Source organism: Vreelandella venusta (genome assembly GCF_015689495.1).
Taxonomy (GTDB): domain Bacteria; phylum Pseudomonadota; class Gammaproteobacteria; order Pseudomonadales; family Halomonadaceae; genus Vreelandella; species Vreelandella venusta.
In genome coordinates, this window is record NZ_CP065135.1 from 3,657,151 (window position 1) to 3,680,040 (window position 22,890).

Sequence of the window (22,890 nt, forward strand, 5' to 3'; positions counted from 1 at the left end):
ACGGTTTGCCGTGTCGGGGCGTTGGCCAGGTCGGACGGTTAGCCCAAGCCCGGAAGTCCTTCGGCGGGTAAAGGCTTTCGCCTACCCTTCACGCGGGGATTAGGGGTTGCCCGTTGGTTCCGCGCCCGCAAATCAGGAACACACAAGATTCCATTAGCGCCCTCAGCCTGTCAACCTCCGATCAGGACAAACGCAACAAACGTCGCAGTTAGCCATTAAAAAAGCCCCGCTAGCAGAGCTAACGAGGCTTTTGCCATATTTCATTGCGCAGGCTTGCTAGGTTTCACTGCGCAGACGCGTTGAGAACATAGGCGTTTTAATTACCCACCTTACTCAAATACCAGCTTGCCTTCACTCGCACTGATATGAATAGTGTCGCCAGGGGCGTACTTGCCCGCCAGCAGGTCTTGGGCCAATGGGTTCTCGATGCGGCTTTGGATCGCCCGCTTCAGCGGCCTTGCGCCATACACCGGGTCGAAACCGACTACCGCCAGCTGGGCCATGGCGTCATCGCTAATTTCCAGGCTCAGGTCATGCTCAGCCAAGCGAGCTTTCAAACGCGCTAACTGAATACCGGCAATCGCCTGAATTTGCTCTTGGCCAAGGGCGTGGAACACCACCACCTCATCAATACGGTTAATCAATTCAGGGCGGAAATGGTTACCCACCACTTCCATCACTGCATTTTTCATGACTTCGTAGTCGCTATCATCTCCCCCCATGCGCTGGATGATGTCCGAGCCCATGTTAGAAGTCATCACGATTACCGTGTTACGGAAATCGACTGTGCGACCTTGCCCATCAGTTAAACGACCATCCTCTAGCACTTGCAGCAGGATATTGAACACATCCGGATGCGCTTTTTCCACTTCGTCCAGTAGCAGCACCGAGTAGGGCTTACGACGCACCGCCTCAGTTAAGTAACCACCCTCTTCATAACCTACATAGCCAGGAGGCGCACCAATCAAGCGAGCCACGGAGTGCTTCTCCATAAACTCCGACATGTCGATACGCACCATCGCCTCTTCAGTATCGAACAAGAAGTTAGCCAGCGACTTACATAGCTCTGTTTTACCCACCCCGGTTGGGCCGAGGAACAGGAACGAGCCGTTGGGCCGATTGGGGTCAGACAGCCCTGCCCGCGAGCGGCGAACGGCGTTAGCCACGGCCTCTACCGCTTCATGCTGGCCAATCACTCGCTCATGTAGCGCTTCTTCCATACGCAGCAGCTTGTCTCGCTCGCCTTCCAGCATTTTGGAGACCGGTATGCCTGTCCAGCGAGAAACCACCTCGGCAATCTCTTCTTCGGTAACGTTTGAGCGCAGCAGCTGGTGGCTGGCAATATCAGCTTCGCCTTCACCCGCTTCGCTGATTTTCTTCTCAAGCGCCGGAATTTTGCCATACTGAATCTCGGACATACGCCCCAGATCGCCCTGGCGACGCGCTTGTTCAAGGTCAATGCGCGCCTGCTCAAGCTCCGCTTTAAACTGAGCTGCGCCTTGAATACTGGCTTTTTCAGCTTTCCAGATTTCATCCAAGTCAGCGTATTCGCGCTCCAACTCATGGATCTGGTTATTCAGCGCCTCAAGGCGTTTCTTAGTGGCCTCGTCGGTCTCTTTCTTAAGCGCTTCGCGCTCCATTTTCAGCTGGATTAGGCGACGATCCAGCCTATCCATCTCTTCAGGCTTAGAGTCCAGCTCCATGCGGATACGTGACGCTGCTTCGTCGATCAGGTCAATGGCTTTGTCGGGCAACTGCCTATCAGTGATATAGCGGGTAGAGAGCTTAGCCGCGGCGATAATCGCCGAGTCGGTAATATCCACGCCATGGTGGACTTCATAGCGCTCTTTTAAGCCACGCAGAATAGCTACCGTGTCCTCTTCAGAGGGCTCATCGACCAACACCTTCTGGAAGCGACGTTCCAGCGCGGCGTCTTTTTCAATGTATTTGCGGTACTCATCCAGGGTGGTCGCCCCTACGCAATGCAGTTCACCACGCGCCAGCGCAGGCTTAAGCATGTTGCCTGCATCCATCGCGCCTTCAGCCTTACCTGCGCCCACCATGGTGTGCAGCTCATCAATAAACAGGATGACCCGGCCTTCTTCCTGGGAAAGCTCTTTGAGCACCGCTTTCAGACGCTCTTCAAATTCACCACGGAATTTAGCGCCTGCCAGCAGCGAGCCCATATCCAAGGAAAGGACACGCTTCTCTTTCAAGCCTTCAGGCACTTCGCCATTCACAATGCGCTGGGCCAGCCCTTCGACAATGGCGGTTTTACCCACCCCTGGCTCACCGATCAGTACCGGGTTATTTTTGGTACGACGCTGCAGCACCTGAATCGTGCGGCGAATTTCATCATCACGGCCAATTACGGGGTCCAGCTTGCCGTCTAAGGCACGCTGGGTTAGGTCCATGGTGTATTTGCTAAGTGCTTCACGCTGATCTTCGGCATTCGGGTCGTCGACCTTAGCACCACCGCGTAAACTATTGATTGCGGCTTCCAAGTCTTTGCGGTTGAGCCCTGCCTCTTTCATCAGCTTGGTGATCGCACTGTTCATTTCCAGTGCAGCCAGAAGTACCAATTCACTGGCAATGAACTGGTCGCCACGCTTCTGCGCTTCCCGGTCAGTCAGATTGAATAGTTTAATGAAGTCGCGAGATGGCTGAACGTCACCGTCGAACTGGCTTACCTTAGGTAAGTCATCTAGCTGCTTCTGCAAACCGTCGCGCAGGCGCGAGCTGCTACCCCCAGCTTTTTCAACCAGGGCTTTGATGCCAGTGTCTTTGGTATCGAGTAACGCAAGCAATAAGTGCGCAGGATCAAGCTGGTTATGGCCGTGCCCTACCGCAAGGGATTGTGCCTCAGAAATAGCGGCCTGTAATTTGGCAGTAAATTTATCGAATCGCATGGAGTTCCTCCTGGGGGAACCGTGCGTTTGGACCCACGGTGCTTCCCAATAACTTGTCTTTAATATGCTAGAAACGTTGACGTACTAAAAACGTTTAGCTTGACAAGTTTAATGGAGTCAGTTCCACGTATTTCAAGAGCTGTGCCTCACAAGCTCGAAGGAATAGTGCTGCTTAATTGATCCAGATCACACTTGCCATGCGTCCAGTGTTGCCATTGTCTCGGCGGTAGGAGTAAAAACGCGACTCGCAGGCAGTGCAGAAGTGGCCACCACTGATGTGATGGATCCCCAGCGCTTCTAAACGAAAGCGCGCTAAGCGATAAAGATCTGCCATATAGTGGCCAAGACGATAGGGGCTATGGTCAAACGCTTCGGCGGTCTCCGGGTGTACTGCAACGAAGGCACCATAGACTTCGGGCCCTACTTCAAACTGGGCATTCGAAATAGCCGGGCCTAACCACACCAAAATGTCGTCAGAATCGCAGTTCATCGCGGCGACGGTCGCTTCCAACACGCCACCCGCCAGCCCGCGCCAGCCCGCATGGGCAATGGCTACCTGAGTCCCTTGGCGATTGCAGAACATCACCGGCAAGCAGTCTGCGGTTAACACCACACAGGCATAGTCGTTGCTGCTGGCAACCGAGGCGTCTGCTTCCGGTGTATCGTCTTGATACTCCTGCTGAACACGTGCGCCATGGGTTTGATTAAGCCACAGCAGCGGTCGATCATCGCCAACTTCTTTATGCAACAAGCGCCGGCATAGCGCGACATGATCAGCATTATCACCGACGTGGCTCGCTGGATTGAAAGCGGCAAAATCATCCTGGCTCGGCCCTGTTTCCCGAGTAGTCACAAACGCCCGCACATTAGCAGGGGCTGGCCAATCAGGTAACAGCAGCGTGGGCTTTAGATCAATCGCATCGCTCATCTCATGGTCTCACTATCTTCGCGCAGGTAATCCAACAGCATCAGTAGATCATCGGGCAAGTCGGCATGAAAAGTAAGCGTTTCACCACTCACCGGATGCACAAAACTGAGCTTTCGAGCATGCAGCGCCTGACGCGGAAATTCACGCAAAATCTCTTTTAGCGGCGCCGCAGCGCCCGGCGGCAGCTTAGCACGGCCACTATAGAGCGGATCGCCAATCAATGGGTAGCGGGCATGTGCCATATGAACGCGAATTTGGTGGGTACGCCCGGTTTCCAGCTGGCAACGCACATGGGTATGCGCGCGAAAGCGCTCAACTACCCGAAAGTGAGTCACTGCCGGTTTCCCGGAAGCCGTGACCGCTTGGCGCTTGCGGTCTTTTGGATGCCGACCAATGGGCGCGTCAATGGTGCTGCCCGACACGGGCTTGCCAATCACCACGGCATCATATTGGCGAGAAACGCTGCGCGCCTGCAACTGTTCAACCAGCGTCGTTTGTGCGGGCAATGTTTTTGCCACCATCATTAGACCAGTAGTGTCTTTATCCAGACGATGGACTATGCCCGCCCGGGGCACTTCTGCCAGTGCAGGATGATGATGGAGCAACGCATTCAACAACGTGCCATCAGGGTTGCCCGCGGCGGGATGAACCACCATGCCAGCGGCCTTATTGATGACCATCACCGCGTCGTCTTCATAAACGATATCAAGCGGAATATCTTGAGGCTCAAAACGAGTATCGTCTTCAATAGTCGCTTTTAGCGCTAATGTTTCGTGGCCGTGCAGCTTGGCCTTCGGTTTTACTTTAGCGCCGTCGACGGTGAGCTCACCGGCGTTGATCCACGCTTTCAAACGCTCGCGGGAATAGTCGCTGAACAACTCAGCGGCGGCCTGGTCTAAACGCGCGCCAGCTAATGTCGCGGGTACTCGCTGCGTGGCTTCAACAATACGAGACATGAACAACCTCTTTAAGACGCAAACAACCGCGGCTACCCTATAATGCTTTTAACTCTTCACACGGCATTAGAGTGTCGCTAAGCCTGCGTTTTGCGTCTAGGTGATTTATAGTGGGCGAACTGCGACCTATTCTACCATTTCTACTTATGGCCATCGTCGCTTTTCGGTGATTGAGGCTTGTTTGCAACGAGGATGATGATGCGCGCTTTTTCCGCTGCCAACCGCTTTGGCGTTCTAGCCTTAAGCCTTGCCCTTTTGGCAGGCTGTGCCAGTAACGACACCACACCTGAAGAAGAGGATGAATTCTCAGGTGTGCAAGAACGTGAGCTCTATGAACTTGCCCGCACAGCGCTGGATAGCAACCGTTTCCCAATTGCCATTGAGCGACTGGAAGCGCTTGATACCCGCTACCCATTTGGCCCCCATGCCGAACAAGCTCAGCTTGAGCTAATTTACGCTTACTACGAAAACAGCAACTGGGAAGAGGCACGCGCCGCTGCCAGCCGCTTTATTCGCTTGCACCCTGACCACCCTCAAGTGGATTACGCCTACTACTTGCGCGGCCTTTCGGCTTGGCAGGCAGGGCGATTTAGCCTTGAACGCTTGCGCCTGATTGATATTTCTAAGCGTGACTTAGGTGCTTCACGGGATGCTTACAACGACTTCCGCGAATTAATTCAGCGCTTCCCTCAAAGCGAATATGCCCCGGATGCCCAGCAACGCATTGTGTATCTGCGTGAATTGCTGGCACGTCATGAACTGCACGTTGCCGATTACTACTTGCGTCGCGGTGCCTTCCTGGCCGCCGTTGAACGAGGTCGCTGGGTGATTGAAAACTATCCGGAGTCCAACGCAACGCGTGACGCGCTGGCAACCATGGTAGAAGGCTATCAAGGACTTGGCATGGACGACCGCGCCAACGAAGTGCTTTCCGTACTGCGCGAAAATGCGCCAAACCATGAGCAGCTTAGCAATGGTCGTTTCAAGCCTAAGCACTTATGAATAAGCGCCTGTAAAATAACGCCGGGTCCGATGACCGCATAGGATGGATTAATCAGGTGTACAACGCCCTAAATCATGCTGAAGCACGATTTAGGGCGTTTTTGATGCTTAATCGCCAGGCTGCCAACCATTAACAATCGGGTAGCGCCGGTCGCGCCCAAACCCTCTGGGCGTCACCCGCACTCCGACCGGGGCTTGACGGCGCTTATATTCGCAGCGATCAACAAGCTTCACTACTTTATAAACATCTTCCTCATCAAACCCAGCGGCAATAATGGCCTCAGCACTCATATCGCCTTCAATGTAGCTCACCAGAATGGCGTCTAGCACGTCGTAATCAGGCAATGAGTCACTGTCTTGCTGGTCGGGCGCCAGCTCCGCACTGGGCGGGCGCTCAATCACTCGCTCTGGAATAGCGGGCGACTGGGTATTACGCCAGCGGGCTAAGCGATACACCCAGGTTTTATAGACATCTTTGATGGCGTTATAGCCGCCCACCATGTCGCCATAAAGCGTGGCGTAACCCACAGCCATTTCACTTTTATTGCCGGTCGTAAGCACCATCAGGCCTTTCTTATTGGAGATCGCCATCAGCAGAACGCCGCGACAGCGCGACTGCAGGTTCTCTTCAGTGGTATCCCGCTCGGCGCCAGCGAAACTTTCTGCCAGCGTGCCCATAAACGCGTCGACCATCGGCTCGATGGGCATTACGTCATAATGAACGCCCAGCATGTCAGCCTGTTCGGCAGCGTCCTGCTTCGAGATATCCGCCGTATAGTGGTAAGGCATCATCACTGCTTGCACACGCTGAGGGCCCAGCGCATCGACGGCAATCGCTAAGGAAAGAGCGGAATCGATACCACCGGAAAGCCCCAGAACAACGCCTTGAAAACCGCTTTTGTTGACGTAGTCACGCAGCCCTGTCACCAAGGCACAGTAAAGGCTCTCTTCAGGCTCAACCTCTGGCTCAATTTCACCCGCCTGGGGTTCCCAGGTATTAGCGCTCGTTTGCAGCAGCTGAACGGGCATTAAGCCTGCTTGCCAAGAAGGCGCCAGCACTTTGAGTTCGCCCTGGGCATCTACACAGCTAGAACCGCCGTCGAAAACCAGCTCATCCTGACCGCCGATAGTGTTCACATATACAATCGGGCGGTTTACATCCTGGGCACGCTGCTCTAACAAGCGCAAGCGCTCGCTGGGCTTATCCTGGTGATAAGGCGAGGCGTTTAAGCTGATCAGCACCTCTGCACCGGCTTCACGGGCAGCATTGACCGGAGTGCCTTCCCAAAGGTCTTCACAAATCAGCAGCCCTAGCTTGGCACCTTTGTGCTCGTAAACCAGCGGTTCGGTACCAGGCGTAAAGTAACGCTGCTCATCAAACACCTGATAGTTCGGCAGTGCCTGCTTAGCATACTCCGCTTCCCATTGGCCGTTATACAGCACACCCGCCAGGTTATACCGCTTGCCTTCACGGACGCCCGGGTAGCCAATAATCACCAGCACATCGCGGGCGATTTTTTCTGCCATTTTCGCCCGTGCTTCACGCAAGCGAGCTTCCATCGATGGGCGAAGTAGCAGATCTTCCGGCGGATAACCGGACAAGAAAAGCTCTGGGAAGACAACAATATCCGCCCCATGCTCGATCCTCGCTTCGCGCACCGCTTCAATGGCGCGTGCAGCATTGCCGGGAATATCTCCCACTAGAGGGTCGAGTTGGGCCATTACCAGCGTTAAGTCTTGCATGGGCGTTAAAATCTCTTGAGAATCTTTAGAACACGTTGCCGCTCACCTTAGTACATTGTCCCGCAAGGACTGCCAACTGGCAAAGGTTAGCCGGCGCTCATGTTACTCTAGCTATTATTACATCCCACCATGGGAGTCATAGAGGATGAACCTTTTGATCATTCGGCTGATTATTTTTGCCGTGCTGTTCTATGTGGGCCTGAAACTTTATGGTCTCTACCGAGAGCGCAAACTTTCCCACCAACAGAGTGAACCCGAACGCCATGAAGGCGGACAAATGGTGCGCTGCCGCTGGTGCGATGTCCACGTTCCGGAAGAAGAAGCCTTACGCGATAGCGAACAGTGGTTTTGCTCAAGCGCTCATCGGGATCGTTTTTTGCAAGAGCAACAAGATAAGCAGAACCGCGATTGAAATCGCTAACGATAGACAGCGTCAGCCGTAAGCTATGCCAAATCCGTGATTAATCGATCTGCTGTCGGCTGAAAAGGCGCTGGGTCGATAAGTGGCTCACGCCCTAATAGCAGATCAACCAATACATGAGTAGACGCAGGTGCCAGCACTAACCCATTACGGTAATGGCCCGCATTGACGTACACATCAGACCACCCTGGCAGCGCCCCAATAAATGGAATGCCGTCCGGTGAGCCGGGGCGCAACCCTGCCCAATGGTAAGCAACCGGATGATCTGATAACCCAGGCACAATGCTTTCAGCGGTCTGTTTGAGTGATGCCAGAGCTTCACTATCGGTCGTTTTATCAAAACCCGCTTCTTCTAAGGTTGAACCTACCAACAGCAACCCATCACTACGCGGGATAATATAGCGGCCATCCTTCAATACCACGCGCTGTACTAACCCTAACGGCGCTTGATAAGCAATCATTTGGCCTTTGACGGGGCGTACCGGCAGGCGAACCGTTAAGCTTTCTAACAGTCTGGCTGTCCAGGCGCCGCCACATACCACCACTTTTTCAGCGCGCAGCTCCCCATGCGCAGTCGCAACGCCCAACACCTGTCGATCACGCGTTATAAAACGGCTTACCTCACAGCCTTCATTAAGCACAACGTTCGGCATTGCCAGCAGTCGAGCGCGCAACGCCTGCCCCAGACGTGGGTTACGCACACTGCCAAGTGTCGGCATCCACAGCGCACTCTCCTGCGCTGTTGCCACCATGGGCTCCTTCTGACGAACAAACTCAGCGCTAACACGCTCCAGCGGCTTGGCTAAACCTCTCGCCCAACCAAGCGCAGTGTCTGCATCGTCAACGTTGAGATAGAGCAGCCCTTTTTGGCGATATTCAGGGTCAATGCCGGTTTCTTCCAACAAGCGTAGCGACAGCGTGGGATACACGCCTTCTGACCAGCGCGAAAGCTGCGAGATTGGCGGCGCATACCGCCATGGGTAAAGCGGCGAGACAATGCCGCCACCGGCCCAGGAAGACTCCTGTCCGCAAATGCCGCGCTCCACTAAAGTAACCTGCTGGCCAGCATCTGCTAGCTGCAGTGCCGTCATCATACCGATCACGCCACCGCCAATAATTAAGAAATTGCTCACAACGTTTGTCCGCTTTGGCTTACATAAAAAACGATCACCGCGAGGTAGGCTGTAGAAAAACACACGCCTGGAGCCACCATGTCAGCTAACAATAACGGCGTTCCACACACGCGTATCCAAGGCTTTACCCTGATCGAACTTATTATTGCTCTTCTGCTTATTTCAGCCTTAGCCGCCTGGGGAGTGCCAAATTTTCAAGCACTTGGCCGAAACACAGCCGTTACCGCCGATATTAACAGATTGCAGTCCGCCTTTTCGCTGGCTCGTAATACAGCGATTACACAGCGTGAAACGGCCACGGTTTGTCCAACCAATCAGCAAAGAAACAGCTGCACCAGTGACTGGAGTAACGCGCTACTGGTCATCAAGGGGGACGCGATAAATCAAATAACCAACAGCGACATTATTCGCGTCTTTCCTAAGGAGCAGGCAACTACCATCACTTATAACCGTAACAAGCGGCGTGTGAGCTATAGCACGCTTGGCCATGCAAATGGCTTCAACGGACGTTTTTATATATGTGCGGCAAGCGCTCCAGGAAAAGTGCTCGTGCTCAGTCGACTGGGTCGCCTGCGCATCGATGAAACGCCCGCCGATTGTTGATCGCGGCAGGCGTTAAACCACGACTAACTCAGGCGATGCCATCCAGATAGCGCTCAGCATCTAGCGCTGCCATGCAACCACTGCCTGCAGAGGTAATCGCCTGACGATAAATATGATCCATCACATCACCACAGGCAAAGACGCCTGGCACGCTGGTAGCGGTAGCATTGCCTTCAAGGCCCGATTGCACCTTGATATAGCCACCATTCATGTCCAGCTGGCCCTCAAAAATCCCCGTATTAGGGCTATGACCGATAGCGATGAACAACCCAGGCGCTTGAATCTCTTTGGTAGAACCATCTTTAGTCGACTTAACACGCACGCCAGTTACACCAGAGTTATCGCCTAGCACCTCGTCCACTTCGTAGAACCACTCAAGGGCAATTTTGCCTGCTTCGACTTTTTCGAACAGCTTGTCCTGGAGAATTTTCTCGGCGCGCAGCGTATCGCGACGATGCACCAACGTAACCTTAGAGGCGATATTTGAGAGATACAGCGCCTCCTCAACGGCAGTATTACCGCCTCCCACCACAATTACTTCTTGGTTACGATAAAAGAAGCCATCGCAGGTAGCGCAAGCAGACACCCCTTGGCCCATAAATTGCTGCTCGGTTGGCAAGCCTAGATAACGTGCGCTGGCACCGGTGGCAATAATCAGCGCATCACAAGTGTAAATTCCGCTATCCCCTTTTAAGGTATACGGCTTCTCACCTAAGCTGACCTCATTGATATGGTCGAACAACACTTCCGTATTAAAACGCTCAGCGTGCTGCTTCATACGCTCCATCAATTCTGGTCCCTGAACACCTTGTGCGTCGCCGGGCCAGTTATCGACATCGGTTGTGGTGGTCAATTGGCCACCTGCCTGCAGGCCGGTAATCAGCAACGGCTTTAAGTTAGCACGGGCGGCGTACACCGCTGCCGTATACCCTGCAGGGCCGGAACCAAGAATAATTAAACGTTCATGACGCGTTTCCATGACACCACCTTTGTCACAATTGAGCAGATATCGTTTGCAAGAGAGTCTGCCTGAAATGGCGTCAAGTACAAGCAATTACAAGGGTTAGCTTTCGCTATTAGGCGAAGACACCTTGAAAGCCGGGGGTGAAACACCCATGTGCTATTAACAAGATAAGCCATACTGGGGATAAGCCACATTAAAGCAAAGCAGTGACCGTCGCGCCTAAGCATTGCAATCAATTAATTGCGATCAGCAATTCGCTAAAGGCCAAGCAATCAAAGGAGAGACCAATGGGCAAGATACCCGATACGCTCACCACGCTAGAAGTAGGCAACCAGCAGTATCAATACTACAGCCTGCCAAAAGCCGCCGACTCACTCGGCAACATCGACCGACTACCCAAAACGCTCAAAATTCTGCTCGAAAACCAACTGCGCTTTGGCGATGACGAAAGTGTCGATCAAGAGGATGTTCAGGCACTAGTGGACTGGCAAAAAGAGGGCAAATCAAGCCGTGAAATAGGCTACCGCCCCGCCCGCGTTCTCATGCAAGATTTCACCGGCGTGCCAGGGGTTGTAGATCTTGCCTCTATGCGCGCTGCCGTTGAGAAACTCGGCGAAGATCCCGCTCGCATTAACCCGCTTTCTCCTGTGGATCTGGTTATTGATCACTCGGTGATGGTCGATAAATTCGGCAATGCTACTGCGTTTCAAGAAAACGTCGATATCGAAATGCAGCGCAACCGTGAGCGCTACGAGTTTCTGCGCTGGGGCCAACAAGCGTTCGATAACTTTAGCGTTGTTCCGCCCGGCACCGGCATCTGCCATCAGGTTAACCTCGAGTACCTGGGTCGCGCAGTGTGGACAAAAGAGCAGGATGGCCAGACTTTTGCCTACCCAGACACATTAGTCGGCACCGACTCCCACACCACTATGATCAACGGCCTGGGCGTACTTGGCTGGGGCGTCGGCGGTATCGAAGCCGAAGCCGCCATGCTTGGCCAGCCGGTCTCAATGCTGATTCCGGAGGTTATTGGCTTCAAGCTTAGCGGCAAGCTGCGCGAAGGCATTACCGCCACCGATTTAGTACTTACCGTTACTGAAATGCTGCGTAAAAAAGGCGTGGTAGGTAAGTTTGTTGAATTCTACGGTGACGGCCTTAAAGATTTGCCGCTGGCTGACCGTGCCACTATTGCCAATATGGCGCCGGAATATGGCGCGACCTGTGGCTTTTTCCCAGTCGACGACGAAACGCTCAACTACATGCGTCTTACTGGCCGCGAAGATGGCCAAATTGCGTTGGTTGAGGCCTATAGCAAGGCACAGGGGTTATGGCGCGAGCCGGGGGATGAACCAGTCTTCACCGACTCTCTCAGCCTCAACATGGACGAGGTAGAAGCGAGTCTTGCTGGTCCGAAGCGCCCCCAAGACCGTGTGGCGCTAAAAGACATGGCCGCCGCCTTTGACAAGTTCATGCAAGAGGACACTAGCGCAGACACAACCGCAAAAGGAAAGCTCTCCTCGGAAGGCGGCCAAACGGCGGTGGGGGCTGAGCGCAGCTTTAAACATGACACCAGCCAAGCCGTTAAACTTAACGACAAGGATTTCAACCTCGATCCAGGTGCCGTGGTAATTGCCGCTATCACCTCATGTACCAACACCTCCAACCCCAGCGTCATGATGGCCGCCGGACTGCTAGCACGTAATGCACGCCAAAAGGGACTCACTACCAAGCCTTGGGTTAAAACCTCGCTAGCCCCCGGTTCCAAAGTAGTAACCGACTACTTAGCAGCCGCGAACTTAAGCGATGACCTGAATGCGCTGGGCTTTAACTTGGTCGGCTATGGTTGTACGACGTGTATCGGTAACTCCGGCCCGCTGCCCGATGAGATCGAGAAAGCGATCAGCAGCGGCGACCTTGCCGTGGCATCGGTGCTTTCAGGTAACCGCAACTTTGAAGGCCGCGTTCATCCGCTAGTCAAAACAAACTGGCTCGCCTCACCGCCCTTGGTGGTCGCCTATGCGTTAGCCGGCAATGTACAGTGTAACTTAACGTCCGACCCACTTGGCCAGGACGATGAAGGCAACCCGGTTTACCTCAAAGACATCTGGCCTTCTCAAGCAGATATCGCCAGTGCGGTTGAACAGGTCAACACCGAGATGTTCCGCAAAGAGTATGGAGCAGTATTTGAAGGCGATGATACCTGGAAAGCCATCAACGTTCCTGAAAGCAAAGTTTACCAGTGGCCTGAATCGACCTACATCCAGCACCCACCGTTTTTCGAAGGCATGGAGCGTGAGCCGGATGCCATTGAGGATGTTGAAAACGCCCGCGTGCTAGCCCTGTTAGGCGACTCGGTGACGACCGACCATATCTCCCCGGCGGGCTCTATCAAGCCCGACAGCCCTGCGGGTCGTTACCTGCAAGAGCATGGCGTTAAGCCCGTCGACTTCAACTCCTACGGCTCACGTCGAGGTAACCATGAAGTGATGATGCGCGGCACATTTGCCAACGTGCGCATTAAAAACGAAATGCTGGATGGGGTTGTCGGTGGCGAGACCCGCCACGTTCCCAGCGGCGAGCAAATGGCGATTTACGATGCCGCCATGAAATATAAGGAGGAAGGTACCCCCTTAGTGGTGATTGCCGGTAAAGAGTATGGCACCGGCTCTTCACGGGACTGGGCCGCAAAAGGCACCCGCTTATTGGGTGTGCGCGCGGTTATTGCCGAGTCCTATGAACGTATACACCGCTCAAACCTAATTGGCATGGGCGTGGTACCGCTGCAGTTCCCTGAAGGCGACAGCCGTGCAACGCTTGGTTTGACCGGTGATGAAGAGATATCAATTGCTGGCTTAAGCGATTTAAGCCCAGGCGGCAGCGTGAAAGTCGTCATCAAAAATGATGCTGGCGAGCGCACCGTTGATGCCAAGTGCCGAATTGATACCATCAATGAGCTGGCTTACTACCGCCACGGTGGTATCCTTCACTACGTGTTGCGCAAAATGATCGGCGCAGCCTAAAGGTAAAACCTACCAATGCTTGCATAGCCCCCACCATGGTGGGGGCTTTTTTTTACGCTCTGGTTTGGCTTCTCGTTTGTAAGCTTAGAAGGCTCTGCGGCGATAAGCACGATACTCAGGCGACCAGCACGCTCTCTCAATACGCTCACGTAGTTCGGTACCGCTTGTTTTAAGCGCCACGCCGTTTTGTTGCGCCTGGGCAGCTACTTCAAAGGCAATCGATTTACTAATATCGCGAATCCGCGATAACGGCGGTAGCAGTGCGCCCTTGCCCTCCTTAACCAGCGGCGCTTCACGCGCCAGTGCCCGAGAGGCGCTCATCAACATTTCATCTGTGACGCGATTAGCGTTCGCTGCAATCACACCTAAGCCAATACCGGGGAAAATATAGGCATTGTTGCACTGGGCAATTGGATAGGTACGGCCGTTATACACCACCGGTGCAAAGGGGCTACCAGTCGCGACTAGCGCTTGGCCGTCGGTCCAGCGAATCACATCTTCGGGTACCGCTTCTGCCTGAGAGGTAGGGTTAGATAGCGGCATAATCACCGGATGCTCGCAGCCCGCGTGCATGGTGCGCACCACTTGTTCGGTGAAAATACCGCGCTTGCCGCACACACCAATCAATATCGTTGGTTTCATTTGGGCAATGGTCTCTTCAAGCCCCTGACCATTCCAGTTAGCCACCAGCTCAGAATCGTGGGCCAAGCGGCGCTGGAAATCCCGCTGCCAAGGCTGATCCGTGGTCATCAACCCATCTCGATCAACAATAAATATTCGCGACCGTGCTTCGCTTTCAGTCAGCCCCTCTGCCTGCATGGCCACGACCACCTGCTCAGCAATACCACAGCCTGCCGAACCACCACCAACAAACACTACGCGCTGCTGGGCAATCGTTTCATCGCGAGCCTGGCACGCCGCCATTAAGGTGCCCACCACCACTGATGCGGTACCTTGCACATCGTCATTAAAGCAGCACAAATCGTCACGGTAGCGCTCTAAGAGTGGCACCGCATTGGCCTGGGCAAAGTCTTCGAACTGCAGCAGAACGTTCGGCCAGCGACGTTTTACAGCGGCAATAAATTCCCCCATAAACGCATCGTACTCTTCCTGACTAACCCGCTCATGGCGCCAGCCCATGTACATAGGGTCTTCCAGCAATGCCTGATTATTAGTGCCCACATCAATCATAATCGGCAACGTGTAGGCGGGGCTAATACCACCACAAGCGGTATAAAGTGCCAGCTTACCGATGGGAATACCCATCCCACCAATTCCCTGGTCACCCAGCCCTAGAATCCGCTCACCATCGGTGACAACAATCACCTTAACGTTATCTTTGGTGGCACTGCGCAGGATATCGTCCATATGCTCGCGATCCGGATAGCTGATGAACAGCCCCCGGTGATTGCGATAAATATTAGAGAACTCCTGACATGCCTGCCCGACCGTAGGGGTATAAATAATCGGTAGCATCTCTTCCAGATGCTGAGAAACCAAGCGAAAGTACAGCGTTTCGTTGTCATCTTGGATGGCACGCAAATGAATGTGCTTCTCTAAATCACTATGACACTGCTGATACTGGCGATAAGCCCTCGATAACTGCTCGTCAATGGTCTCTACTTTTTGCGGTAACAAACCAATCAGGTTAAACGCTAGCCGCTCCTCTTGAGTAAACGCGCTGCCTTTGTTCAATAGCGGCATTTCAAGCAAAGAAGGACCGGCGTAAGGAATGTACAGGGGGCGTTTACTCTTCGTAGACATAGGCACTCTCTTTTTATGTCGATTGCTATTGCAATGCAGCAACGCTGGGCGTTGGCGGCGTTTATCCGTAATGTAACACGCTAATACGACAAAGGTGGGAGGGACATAAGCAATGGCAATAAAAAAACGCCTTGGTAGCTACCAAGGCGCTCATAAAAAGCCTTAAAACTGATTAACTACTAGCAGCTTTTAGCAACAGGCTGGCGACCTTCAACACCGCTAAAAAAGAACGGCCGCAGCTTAACGCCCACCATGTTGCCAGCGAACGCCGCAACCATCCATATCCAGCCATGCAAGCTGCCAGAGGCAATGCCGCTGAAGTAAGCGCCAATATTGCAACCAAATGCCAGCCGCGCGCCATACCCCAGCATAACGCCACCAATAACAGCCGCTAATAAGGATTTAAACGGAATGCGGAAGTTGGGAGCAAAGCGCCCAGCTAGGCTCGCTGCGGCAAGCGCACCCAACATGATGCCAACGTTCATCACCGTCGTGATGTCACTCCATACACTCGCCTCTAATGCCGCCGCATTACCCGGCGCTTGCCAATAGCCCCACTGACTGACATCACCACCGACGAGCTCAAACCCTTTAGCCCCCCACAGCGCGAACGCAGAGGTAATGCCCCAAGGGCGACCGGCAAGGGCTAAAGTTGCGAAATTGAGTAGCGCTAGCGCCACTGCGCCAGCCATCAACGGCCACGGCCCCGTTAACCAGCGCTGACTGCCAGGCTTATCGACCAGCGGTGCCTGCTCCAAGTGACCATGACGACGCTTTTCCATAATCACAGTAAACGCAGTAATCGCTGCAAACAGCACCAAGCTAATCGCGATACCACCGCCAGCACCTGCCACATTCACCAGCGACACAGGCTGAAACGCAGGCAGGCTCTGCCACCAGCTAAAATGCGCTGAACCAATCACCGACCCGACAATAAAGAACAGCAGCGTAATTAACATTCGTGCATTACCACCACCTGCAGTAAACAGCGTGCCCGAGGCACATCCGCCACCTAACTGCATGCCCACACCAAAGATAAACGCCCCCACCACGACCGAAATACCAATCGGCGCAACAAAACCACTCACGCTAGTGCCAAACAGCGAACCAGCGCTTAACGCCGGGAAAAACAGCACCACCGCAATCGCCAACATCACCATTTGGGCACGCAAACCACGCCCCCGCCGCTCGGTGATAAATACCCGCCAAGCGGCGGTAAAGCCAAATGCCGCGTGATACAGCACCAGCCCAAGCAAGCCGCCAACAATCATTAAGAGACCAATATTGGCGCCAAACACGACACCGATAATCACCGCGCCCAGCACAATGGCTGCCGCTGAGAGTAATGGCACCCGGTTCTGACTAGGTGCCACTGCAGAAATCGTCGACATAGCTCACCTTCTAACAACGCCAAAAGCGCCTGTTAGAAACAGGCGCTTGGCTGAGTGGGACAATACAGATAAGACTAACGATAGCTGTAGAGCGCGGGAAATTCCTTATCGAGAGGTATTTATATCTTTATGGAATATATAAATCCGATTGCCCGTTGGCTTTGACGTTGTCGTGCCCCCGGTAATCAGCACATGGCCGCGGCCTAGCGGGCTTCCGCATTACCGGCATGACGGGCCTGCCCGGTAAGGGGTTCGCCTTGGGGGGCTGCCCGTCGGGCGTGCCTACGTTGGTGGCCTTATCATCGCCTTCGCAGGGGCTTTGATCGCCTATACAATGAGGTACACTGCTTGCTAAGCTGCTACGGCACTGATCACACGATTAATTTTGAGTAGGTACTTAGCTTGTTTTTAAATCCTCCAGAAATAGCATTTCTTGATTAATCAAATTAATTGCTGGCTCATTAAAATATCTATGTGAAAAGTAGAAGAGATTATATCTAGTCATTCTTAGCTTATTTGCAGCAACCCAACATTCCGCAAGCCAATCTGGAACTATTCTTGAGGCAACTATCTCATATATATCATATTCATCTTCGTTAATATTGTTAGCCCTGAGATAGCTCTCTAGTTTTTTTAAGATTTCCTTTTCCTTCGATTTATTCAGAAACTTCGACTTCATCATGAACAATTGACTTTCATCACTTAGCACCTGCCCGTAGTTCCCCATATTTGGAAAACTCATAAAGGTGAATGATAGTTTAAAATCATCAAACACCTCACAAACACACTCCAGTCTTGTGCCACAATGTTGCTGCTCATCTTCATAAAGATCGATCAGACGGCCTAGAATCGACACACAGCTCTGCGAATATAGATCCAAATTTTGTTGGACATAATGCTCTACAATATCCAAACCAATCCTCCGTAGCGCTAACGTTTATATAGTTTGCATGCTCATTTTCGTCCGCAGATGTTTCTTGATCGTAGTTACCGCCATTGAGAATTTTCTTGCCAAATCGGGTGGCAACTCTCTCCATTTTTAGAGGACTTCAAAAGTCGACCTCAGCCCAATTTCTGTTGGAGAAATCCCTCCAAGCTTGATAACTAAGAATTCCTTCACTGCCGTGCTGGATGTTGTCTTGAAGCATCAGACAGCCGCTCAAGATGCTCGGTAGTACTGCACTAAATCTGACGGGTAATTAGGATGGTCGCGAAAGTCACTATCATCAATACCGTAGAGAGCCACAACCAAGGCAGCTTCAAAGCACCAGTAGCCCACGTAGAAATCCGACAATTCGAACTCGTCATCTTCCTTGAGGTGGTTGTCGTACCAGGCGGCGGCTTCACATCCGGCATACCAGCCATCAAGGAAGCGCTTGAGGACGTGGGGGCGCAGCGTGGCGGGTGCCTCGATCGCTTCGAGCAGTGGCGCATGAAGGTGGGGATAGTTCAGGCGATCCGCCTGCGGGCGGTCGCGATCGCCCAGCGCCTGGGCCAGCCGATCGAACAGTGCGTCCTGACCGACGTTGCCGGTCACGGCCAGCATGCGCCGGCGGTAATCCTCGCCGACATCCAGGCAGACGGCCAGCGACCACCACCACAGGTGATACAGGTAGGTGTCGAAGGTCTCGAAGCGGCTGTCGAACTGCTCCAGCGAACGTCGCATGACCTGCTGGCGTTCCGGGAGCTTATCGCCGAACTCGGCGAGCTGTTCGCGGCGCCTAAGCACCTCATCCAGAAGAGGGAGCAGGCTTTCCAGGGGATCGCCCTGCGAGTAGCAGGCGATGAGGCCATACAGGCTGCCCTCGAAGAGCTGCCAGGCGCTACGCACCCGGTCATCCGGCAACCGATTAACGGGATCCGTCGGTTCCCCTTGCAAGCCCAGCCTGAGCTCACTAAGTAAGGAGGTAAAATAGGCTGGCGACTTGCGGGTATCTCGCATTGAAGTCTCAGCACTCATGCAGGGTCTCCATGGATCAGGGCGGCAGGATAGAGGGGGTGGTCGCGGAAATCGCTATCGTCGATGCCAAACAGCTTGACCACCAGGGCGGCCTCGAGGCACCAGTTGCCAGGATGATAAGGGCCATCGTCATCCGGCATGGAGATAAAACTTAGCCCCCACTTGTAGACGGTCTTGGCATAGCTATTGAGAAACTTCTTGATCAACTGGCCCTGCTGGGCAGGCGCAGCATCCAGCGCTTCATAGAGCGGTGCATAGGGTTTGGGGTACAGCAGGCCTTCGGCCACCGGGCGCTCGCTATCCCCCAGCGCGATGGCGATCCGATCAAACAGCGCATCGACGCCTGCGTTATCAATCAGCTCTAGGGCACGATCAATATGCACCTGATCGGCACCCAGGCAGGCGGCGAAGGTCAGCCAGCGGCAGTACTCGATATAAGCCCCATCGCTCAAGCGCTCGTACATCAGACGATTTTCTTGTTTTTCTTCGGGGAGAGCATCGCAGTAGTACAGCAGCTTTTCACGCTGCTCAAGTAGCCCAGGTAGGTCGTCACGGAGAGCCGCCAGACCGTCGCCCCGAGAGTATCGGGCAACTATCAGATTGATTGCTTGCGAAAACACCCCGGCAGCCGCCATAGCTTTGCCTTCTGACGGCCACAGATCCGGCTTCAGGATATCGGCTTCATCCTCTGCCAAAGCCTCCGAGAAAAAACGAAGATATTCGTCAAGGTCTTTTTTCTTACGAGTGGTCTCACGCAGCATGCTATTTTGTCTCCTGTTATCTTAGACCCCTGGGACATCGCCGATGATTCTAGCATTGTCGTCCAGCAGCCTTACTCGGGACGAACCGTCGGGTTTGACACGCACCAGATACTTATCGATGCGGCCGGCATCCCAAGACGCTTGAACTTCATCCAAGAGCGCAGGATTTCCCCTCCTCCCATCAACGGCATTAAAAATGCCTCCTGCGAACCCAATCATTATCCAATCGAAGGCTAAGCATTTTTGCTATGTCCATATTAAAAAACCCCTTCTATTTTGAACTGCCCCCCGAAAGTTGGACACCCAACCCAACCGTCGGGGTGTTTTTATGAGCAGTCGATACAATGAGGACTTCAAGCTGCGGGTGGTGCAGCAGTGTCTGCACGATAACACCAGCTTGAGGGAGGTGGCTCGCCAGCATGGCCTGGACCATTCTCTGGTACGGACGTGGCGCGAGAGATACCGTCAGCACGGCGTAGCAGGTCTGCGCAAACAGTATAAGCACTACAGCGCGGCTTTTAAGCGGAAGGTGCTTGAGACGATGTGGCGAGATGGCTTGTCACAGCGTCAGGCGCAGGCCTTCTTCAATATCCGCGAGATGGGCGCTATTGGCAGATGGGCGCGTCAGTACCATAGTAGTGGTCTGACTGCACTAGAGCCAAAACCCAAAGGACGCCGCCCGATGACTAAGAAGCCATCTTCCACACCAATCCCGCCTGATGGTGAGCGCTCCCAAGAGGACCTGCTCGAAGAGTTGGCTTACTTGCGCGCCGAGAATGCCTACTTAAAAAAGCTCGATGCCTTGATCCGGGAAAAAGAGGAAGCGACGCGGGGCAAAAAGCCCGGAGCGTCCAAGGGTTGAGGCATGAACATTCGCTGGCTCTGCTGCTGCGTGCCGCTGAGCTGCCTCTCAGCACGTTTTACTACCAGATACAGGCCTTGGGCACTGTCGATCGGTATGCCTCTCTGAAGGAGCATATCCAGGCGATCTACGACCGCCACCAAGGGCGCTATGGCTACCGGCGTATCACCGCTGTTCTGCGGCAGGCAGGAGAGACGATCAACCACAAGACCGTTCAGCGGCTGATGGGACAGCTGGGCTTGAAGTCCCTGGTTCGCCCCAAGCGCTATCGTGCCTACCGGGGAGCGGAGGGCCACGCGGCTCCTAACACCTTGCGGCGCCGGTTCCAGGCTCAGCACCCCCATCAGCGATGGGTGACGGACATTACCGAGTTCAAGGTCAATGACCAGAAGCTCTACCTGTCACCGGTCATGGACCTGTATAACGGAGAGATCATTGCCTTCCAGACAGGGCGACGCCCGGTATTCGATCTAGTGAAGGGGATGTTGAAGAAAGCCTTTGACAGGCTGATGCCAGGGGATCGGCCGCTGCTCCATTCGGATCAAGGTTGGCATTATCGACATCCTAGCTATCGCCACTTGGTGGTGGAGCAGCGGGTACTTCGTAGCATGTCGCGCAAGGGTAACTGCTTGGATAATGCGGCGATGGAGAGCTTCTTCGGCACTCTGAAGGCTGAGTATTTTCACCTGAATCGGTTCGATACCGTTGAGCAGTTGCAGCGCGGTATTGCTGACTACATCTACTATTACAACCATCACCGGATCAAGCTAAAACTAAAAGGCCTGAGCCCTGTGCAGTACAGGACTCAGGCCTTGGGCGCCGGCTAAATGAACCGTCCAACTATTGGGGGTCAGTTCAATTTAGAAGGGGTTTTTTGTCAGTGCAATTTTAAATCTGCTAAACAAAGCGTCCTAAACCTACTACGGAACGTAAGCGATCCATGGTGACGGCGGCTTCTTCTCTGGCGCGATCAGCACCTTTTTGCAGCACCGCTTCAATATGCGCGGGGTCTTCCATAAGCGCGATGTAACGCTCGCGGGGTGCGGTTAAGTGCGCATTCAAGTAATCAAACACCTGGTTCTTAGCGTCGCCCCAGCCAATACCTGCCACGTACTGCTCGCGTAGTGCAGCGGCCTCCTCATTGCTGGCAAACGCTGAGAATATCTGGAACAGCGTGCAGGTGTCTGGGTCTTTGGGCTCACCGGGTTCCAGTGAGTTGGTTTTGATTTTGCGCACCAGCTTCTGCAGCTTTTTCTCGCTGGAGAAAAGCGGGATCGTATTGTTATAGCTTTTAGACATTTTACGACCGTCCAAGCCCTTCAACACTTCGCCTTTTTCATCCACAACGGCTTCAGGCAGAGCGAAATACTGGCCTTTAAACATGTGGTTGAAACGTCCGCCGATATCACGCGCCATTTCAATGTGCTGAATTTGGTCGCGCCCTACCGGCACTTTATTGGCATTAAACATTAAGATGTCGGCGGCCATTAACACCGGGTAACCGAACAAGCCCATGGTGACGCCTTTATCGGGGTCTTGGTCACCGGCTTCTTCATTTTCAGCGACTGCCGCTTTGTATGCGTGGGCGCGGTTCATCAGCCCCTTGGCGCACACACAAGAAAGCATCCACATTAATTCGGGAATTTCAGCGATATCCGACTGACGATAAAAAATGGCGTTATCGGTATCTAGCCCTAGCGCAAGCCACGTGGCGGCAATTTCCAGACGCGACTCTTGCACACGCTTCGGATCTTGGCATTTGATCAGCGCGTGATAGTCAGCAAGAAAGTAAAACGACTGTACGTTGGGGTCTTGGCTTGCCTCAATGGCAGGCTTAATAGCCCCGACATAGTTACCAAGGTGTGGCGTTCCGGTCGTGGTAATCCCGGTCAGCACGCGGGTTTTGGCTGTCTGACTCATAGTGTGGATCCAGCTGGATAAAGGTCAAAAAAGGTAAGTCATTGTACACTTAATGCCAAACCACCGTCGCCTGTGTCTGATGGCTTTCCTCTCCTTCTTCTACTTTGATAAACACAGGTAGGCTCTGTGCCAGTAACGTTTCACTATCGGCATCGCTAATAACCGCACCTAACGCCACTACCCAAGGTTGACCGTCACGCTCAACGGGCGTAAATAAGCAGCTATTATGCTCGCAGTCCTCCCCCAGCAGCGTGGTCGATGGGTGCGCTACGACATCCTCCCAGCGGAGAGTTTGATCGCTATTGATGGTGAGCACGCTTTCTCCCCAGGTTAATTCACTGAATGATGCCACTGCTTTCGAGGCGGCTATTTCAGCGCGCATTTGCGCTAACGTCGATGCCCGGTAATTACTCGCTAAGCGTTCATCCACAAACGCAGATTGAACGCAGATAACGCCAATAATCAACGCGCTAGCTAGCAGCGCCATCACCACAACGAGCGCAGCGCCCTGCTCCTGCGGTCTAAGCTGCATATCGCCTCCTTGTGCGCACTC

Annotated in this window: 18 protein-coding genes; 5 read left to right on the forward strand and 13 right to left on the reverse strand. The window is 53.6% G+C overall.

Annotated features, from left to right (window positions below; translation table 11 throughout):
* Nucleotides 1-329: 329 nt before the first annotated feature.
* The 3 genes from clpB to rluD all read right to left on the reverse strand — a co-directional run bounded on the left by clpB (nt 330) and on the right by rluD (nt 4,793).
* The gene (gene clpB, locus IR195_RS17060; protein ID WP_125751609.1) at nt 330-2,909 is read right to left on the reverse strand and encodes an ATP-dependent chaperone ClpB; all 2,580 of its coding nucleotides are present in this window, start codon (nt 2,907-2,909) and stop codon (nt 330-332) included.
* A gap of 172 nt (nt 2,910-3,081) precedes the next feature.
* The gene (gene pgeF / locus IR195_RS17065; protein WP_206048128.1) at nt 3,082-3,837 is read right to left on the reverse strand and encodes a peptidoglycan editing factor PgeF; all 756 of its coding nucleotides are present in this window, start codon (nt 3,835-3,837) and stop codon (nt 3,082-3,084) included.
* Nucleotides 3,834-4,793: a 23S rRNA pseudouridine(1911/1915/1917) synthase RluD gene (gene rluD, locus IR195_RS17070; protein ID WP_125751616.1), complete on the reverse strand. Its 960-nt coding sequence runs from the start codon at nt 4,791-4,793 to the stop codon at nt 3,834-3,836. The genes pgeF and rluD overlap by 4 nt, the downstream gene beginning before the upstream one ends.
* 198 nt (nt 4,794-4,991) lie before the next feature.
* Here rluD and IR195_RS17075 point away from each other — a divergent pair, with 198 nt between their 5' ends.
* Nucleotides 4,992-5,795, forward strand: a complete 804-nt coding sequence (locus tag IR195_RS17075) for an outer membrane protein assembly factor BamD (RefSeq protein WP_125751619.1) — start codon at nt 4,992-4,994, stop codon at nt 5,793-5,795.
* Nucleotides 5,796-5,903: 108 nt separating this feature from the next.
* Here IR195_RS17075 and IR195_RS17080 read toward each other — a convergent pair whose 3' ends face one another.
* The gene (locus tag IR195_RS17080) at nt 5,904-7,538 is read right to left on the reverse strand and encodes an NAD+ synthase (protein ID WP_125751622.1); all 1,635 of its coding nucleotides are present in this window, start codon (nt 7,536-7,538) and stop codon (nt 5,904-5,906) included.
* 145 nt (nt 7,539-7,683) lie between these two features.
* Here IR195_RS17080 and IR195_RS17085 point away from each other — a divergent pair, with 145 nt between their 5' ends.
* On the forward strand, nt 7,684-7,950 hold the full coding sequence (locus IR195_RS17085) for a PP0621 family protein (RefSeq protein WP_038478351.1): 267 nt from the start codon (nt 7,684-7,686) through the stop codon (nt 7,948-7,950).
* 32 nt (nt 7,951-7,982) lie between these two features.
* On the opposite strand, the gene thiO is transcribed toward IR195_RS17085, so the two are convergent.
* Entirely contained in the window at nt 7,983-9,092 is a 1,110-nt protein-coding gene (gene thiO, locus IR195_RS17090; protein ID WP_206048129.1) for a glycine oxidase ThiO, read from the reverse strand.
* 78 nt (nt 9,093-9,170) lie between these two features.
* On the opposite strand from thiO, the gene IR195_RS17095 reads away from it, so the two are divergent.
* Entirely contained in the window at nt 9,171-9,695 is a 525-nt protein-coding gene (locus tag IR195_RS17095) for a GspH/FimT family protein (protein ID WP_125751628.1), read from the forward strand.
* 28 nt (nt 9,696-9,723) lie between these two features.
* On the opposite strand, the gene trxB is transcribed toward IR195_RS17095, so the two are convergent.
* Nucleotides 9,724-10,674: a thioredoxin-disulfide reductase gene (gene trxB, locus IR195_RS17100; RefSeq protein WP_125751631.1), complete on the reverse strand. Its 951-nt coding sequence runs from the start codon at nt 10,672-10,674 to the stop codon at nt 9,724-9,726.
* 272 nt (nt 10,675-10,946) lie between these two features.
* Here trxB and acnA point away from each other — a divergent pair, with 272 nt between their 5' ends.
* Complete coding sequence (gene acnA / locus IR195_RS17105) at nt 10,947-13,679, forward strand: aconitate hydratase AcnA (protein ID WP_206048130.1); 2,733 nt, start codon at nt 10,947-10,949, stop codon at nt 13,677-13,679.
* 84 nt (nt 13,680-13,763) lie between these two features.
* On the opposite strand, the gene IR195_RS17110 is transcribed toward acnA, so the two are convergent.
* From IR195_RS17110 to IR195_RS17130, 5 genes are all read right to left on the reverse strand, one after another.
* A complete protein-coding gene (locus IR195_RS17110; protein WP_146945093.1) occupies nt 13,764-15,443 on the reverse strand; it encodes an NAD-dependent malic enzyme in 1,680 nt (559 codons plus the stop codon).
* A gap of 179 nt (nt 15,444-15,622) precedes the next feature.
* The gene (locus IR195_RS17115; protein WP_206048131.1) at nt 15,623-16,834 is read right to left on the reverse strand and encodes a YeeE/YedE family protein; all 1,212 of its coding nucleotides are present in this window, start codon (nt 16,832-16,834) and stop codon (nt 15,623-15,625) included.
* Nucleotides 16,835-17,231: 397 nt separating this feature from the next.
* On the reverse strand, nt 17,232-17,747 hold the full coding sequence (locus tag IR195_RS17120; RefSeq protein ID WP_206048132.1) for a hypothetical protein: 516 nt from the start codon (nt 17,745-17,747) through the stop codon (nt 17,232-17,234).
* 246 nt (nt 17,748-17,993) lie between these two features.
* Entirely contained in the window at nt 17,994-18,794 is an 801-nt protein-coding gene (locus tag IR195_RS17125) for a PoNe immunity protein domain-containing protein (RefSeq protein WP_206048133.1), read from the reverse strand.
* Nucleotides 18,791-19,555, reverse strand: a complete 765-nt coding sequence (locus tag IR195_RS17130) for a PoNe immunity protein domain-containing protein (RefSeq protein ID WP_206048134.1) — start codon at nt 19,553-19,555, stop codon at nt 18,791-18,793. Before IR195_RS17130 ends, IR195_RS17125 begins: the two co-directional genes overlap by 4 nt.
* A gap of 328 nt (nt 19,556-19,883) precedes the next feature.
* Between IR195_RS17130 and IR195_RS17135 the strand changes: the two genes are divergently transcribed.
* Nucleotides 19,884-21,244 (forward strand): IS3 family transposase gene (locus IR195_RS17135; RefSeq protein WP_206048135.1). Its coding sequence is split into 2 segments (ribosomal slippage): nt 19,884-20,340 and nt 20,340-21,244, totalling 1,362 coding nucleotides; the frame shifts between segments, so codons are not numbered across the junction.
* 70 nt (nt 21,245-21,314) lie between these two features.
* Here the strand turns inward: IR195_RS17135 and IR195_RS17140 are convergent.
* Both IR195_RS17140 and IR195_RS17145 read right to left on the reverse strand, forming a co-directional pair.
* On the reverse strand, nt 21,315-22,337 hold the full coding sequence (locus tag IR195_RS17140; protein ID WP_125751643.1) for a tryptophan--tRNA ligase: 1,023 nt from the start codon (nt 22,335-22,337) through the stop codon (nt 21,315-21,317).
* A 49-nt stretch (nt 22,338-22,386) separates the two neighbouring features.
* Nucleotides 22,387-22,869: a pilus assembly PilX family protein gene (locus tag IR195_RS17145; protein ID WP_241006750.1), complete on the reverse strand. Its 483-nt coding sequence runs from the start codon at nt 22,867-22,869 to the stop codon at nt 22,387-22,389.
* Nucleotides 22,870-22,890 lie beyond the last annotated feature (21 nt).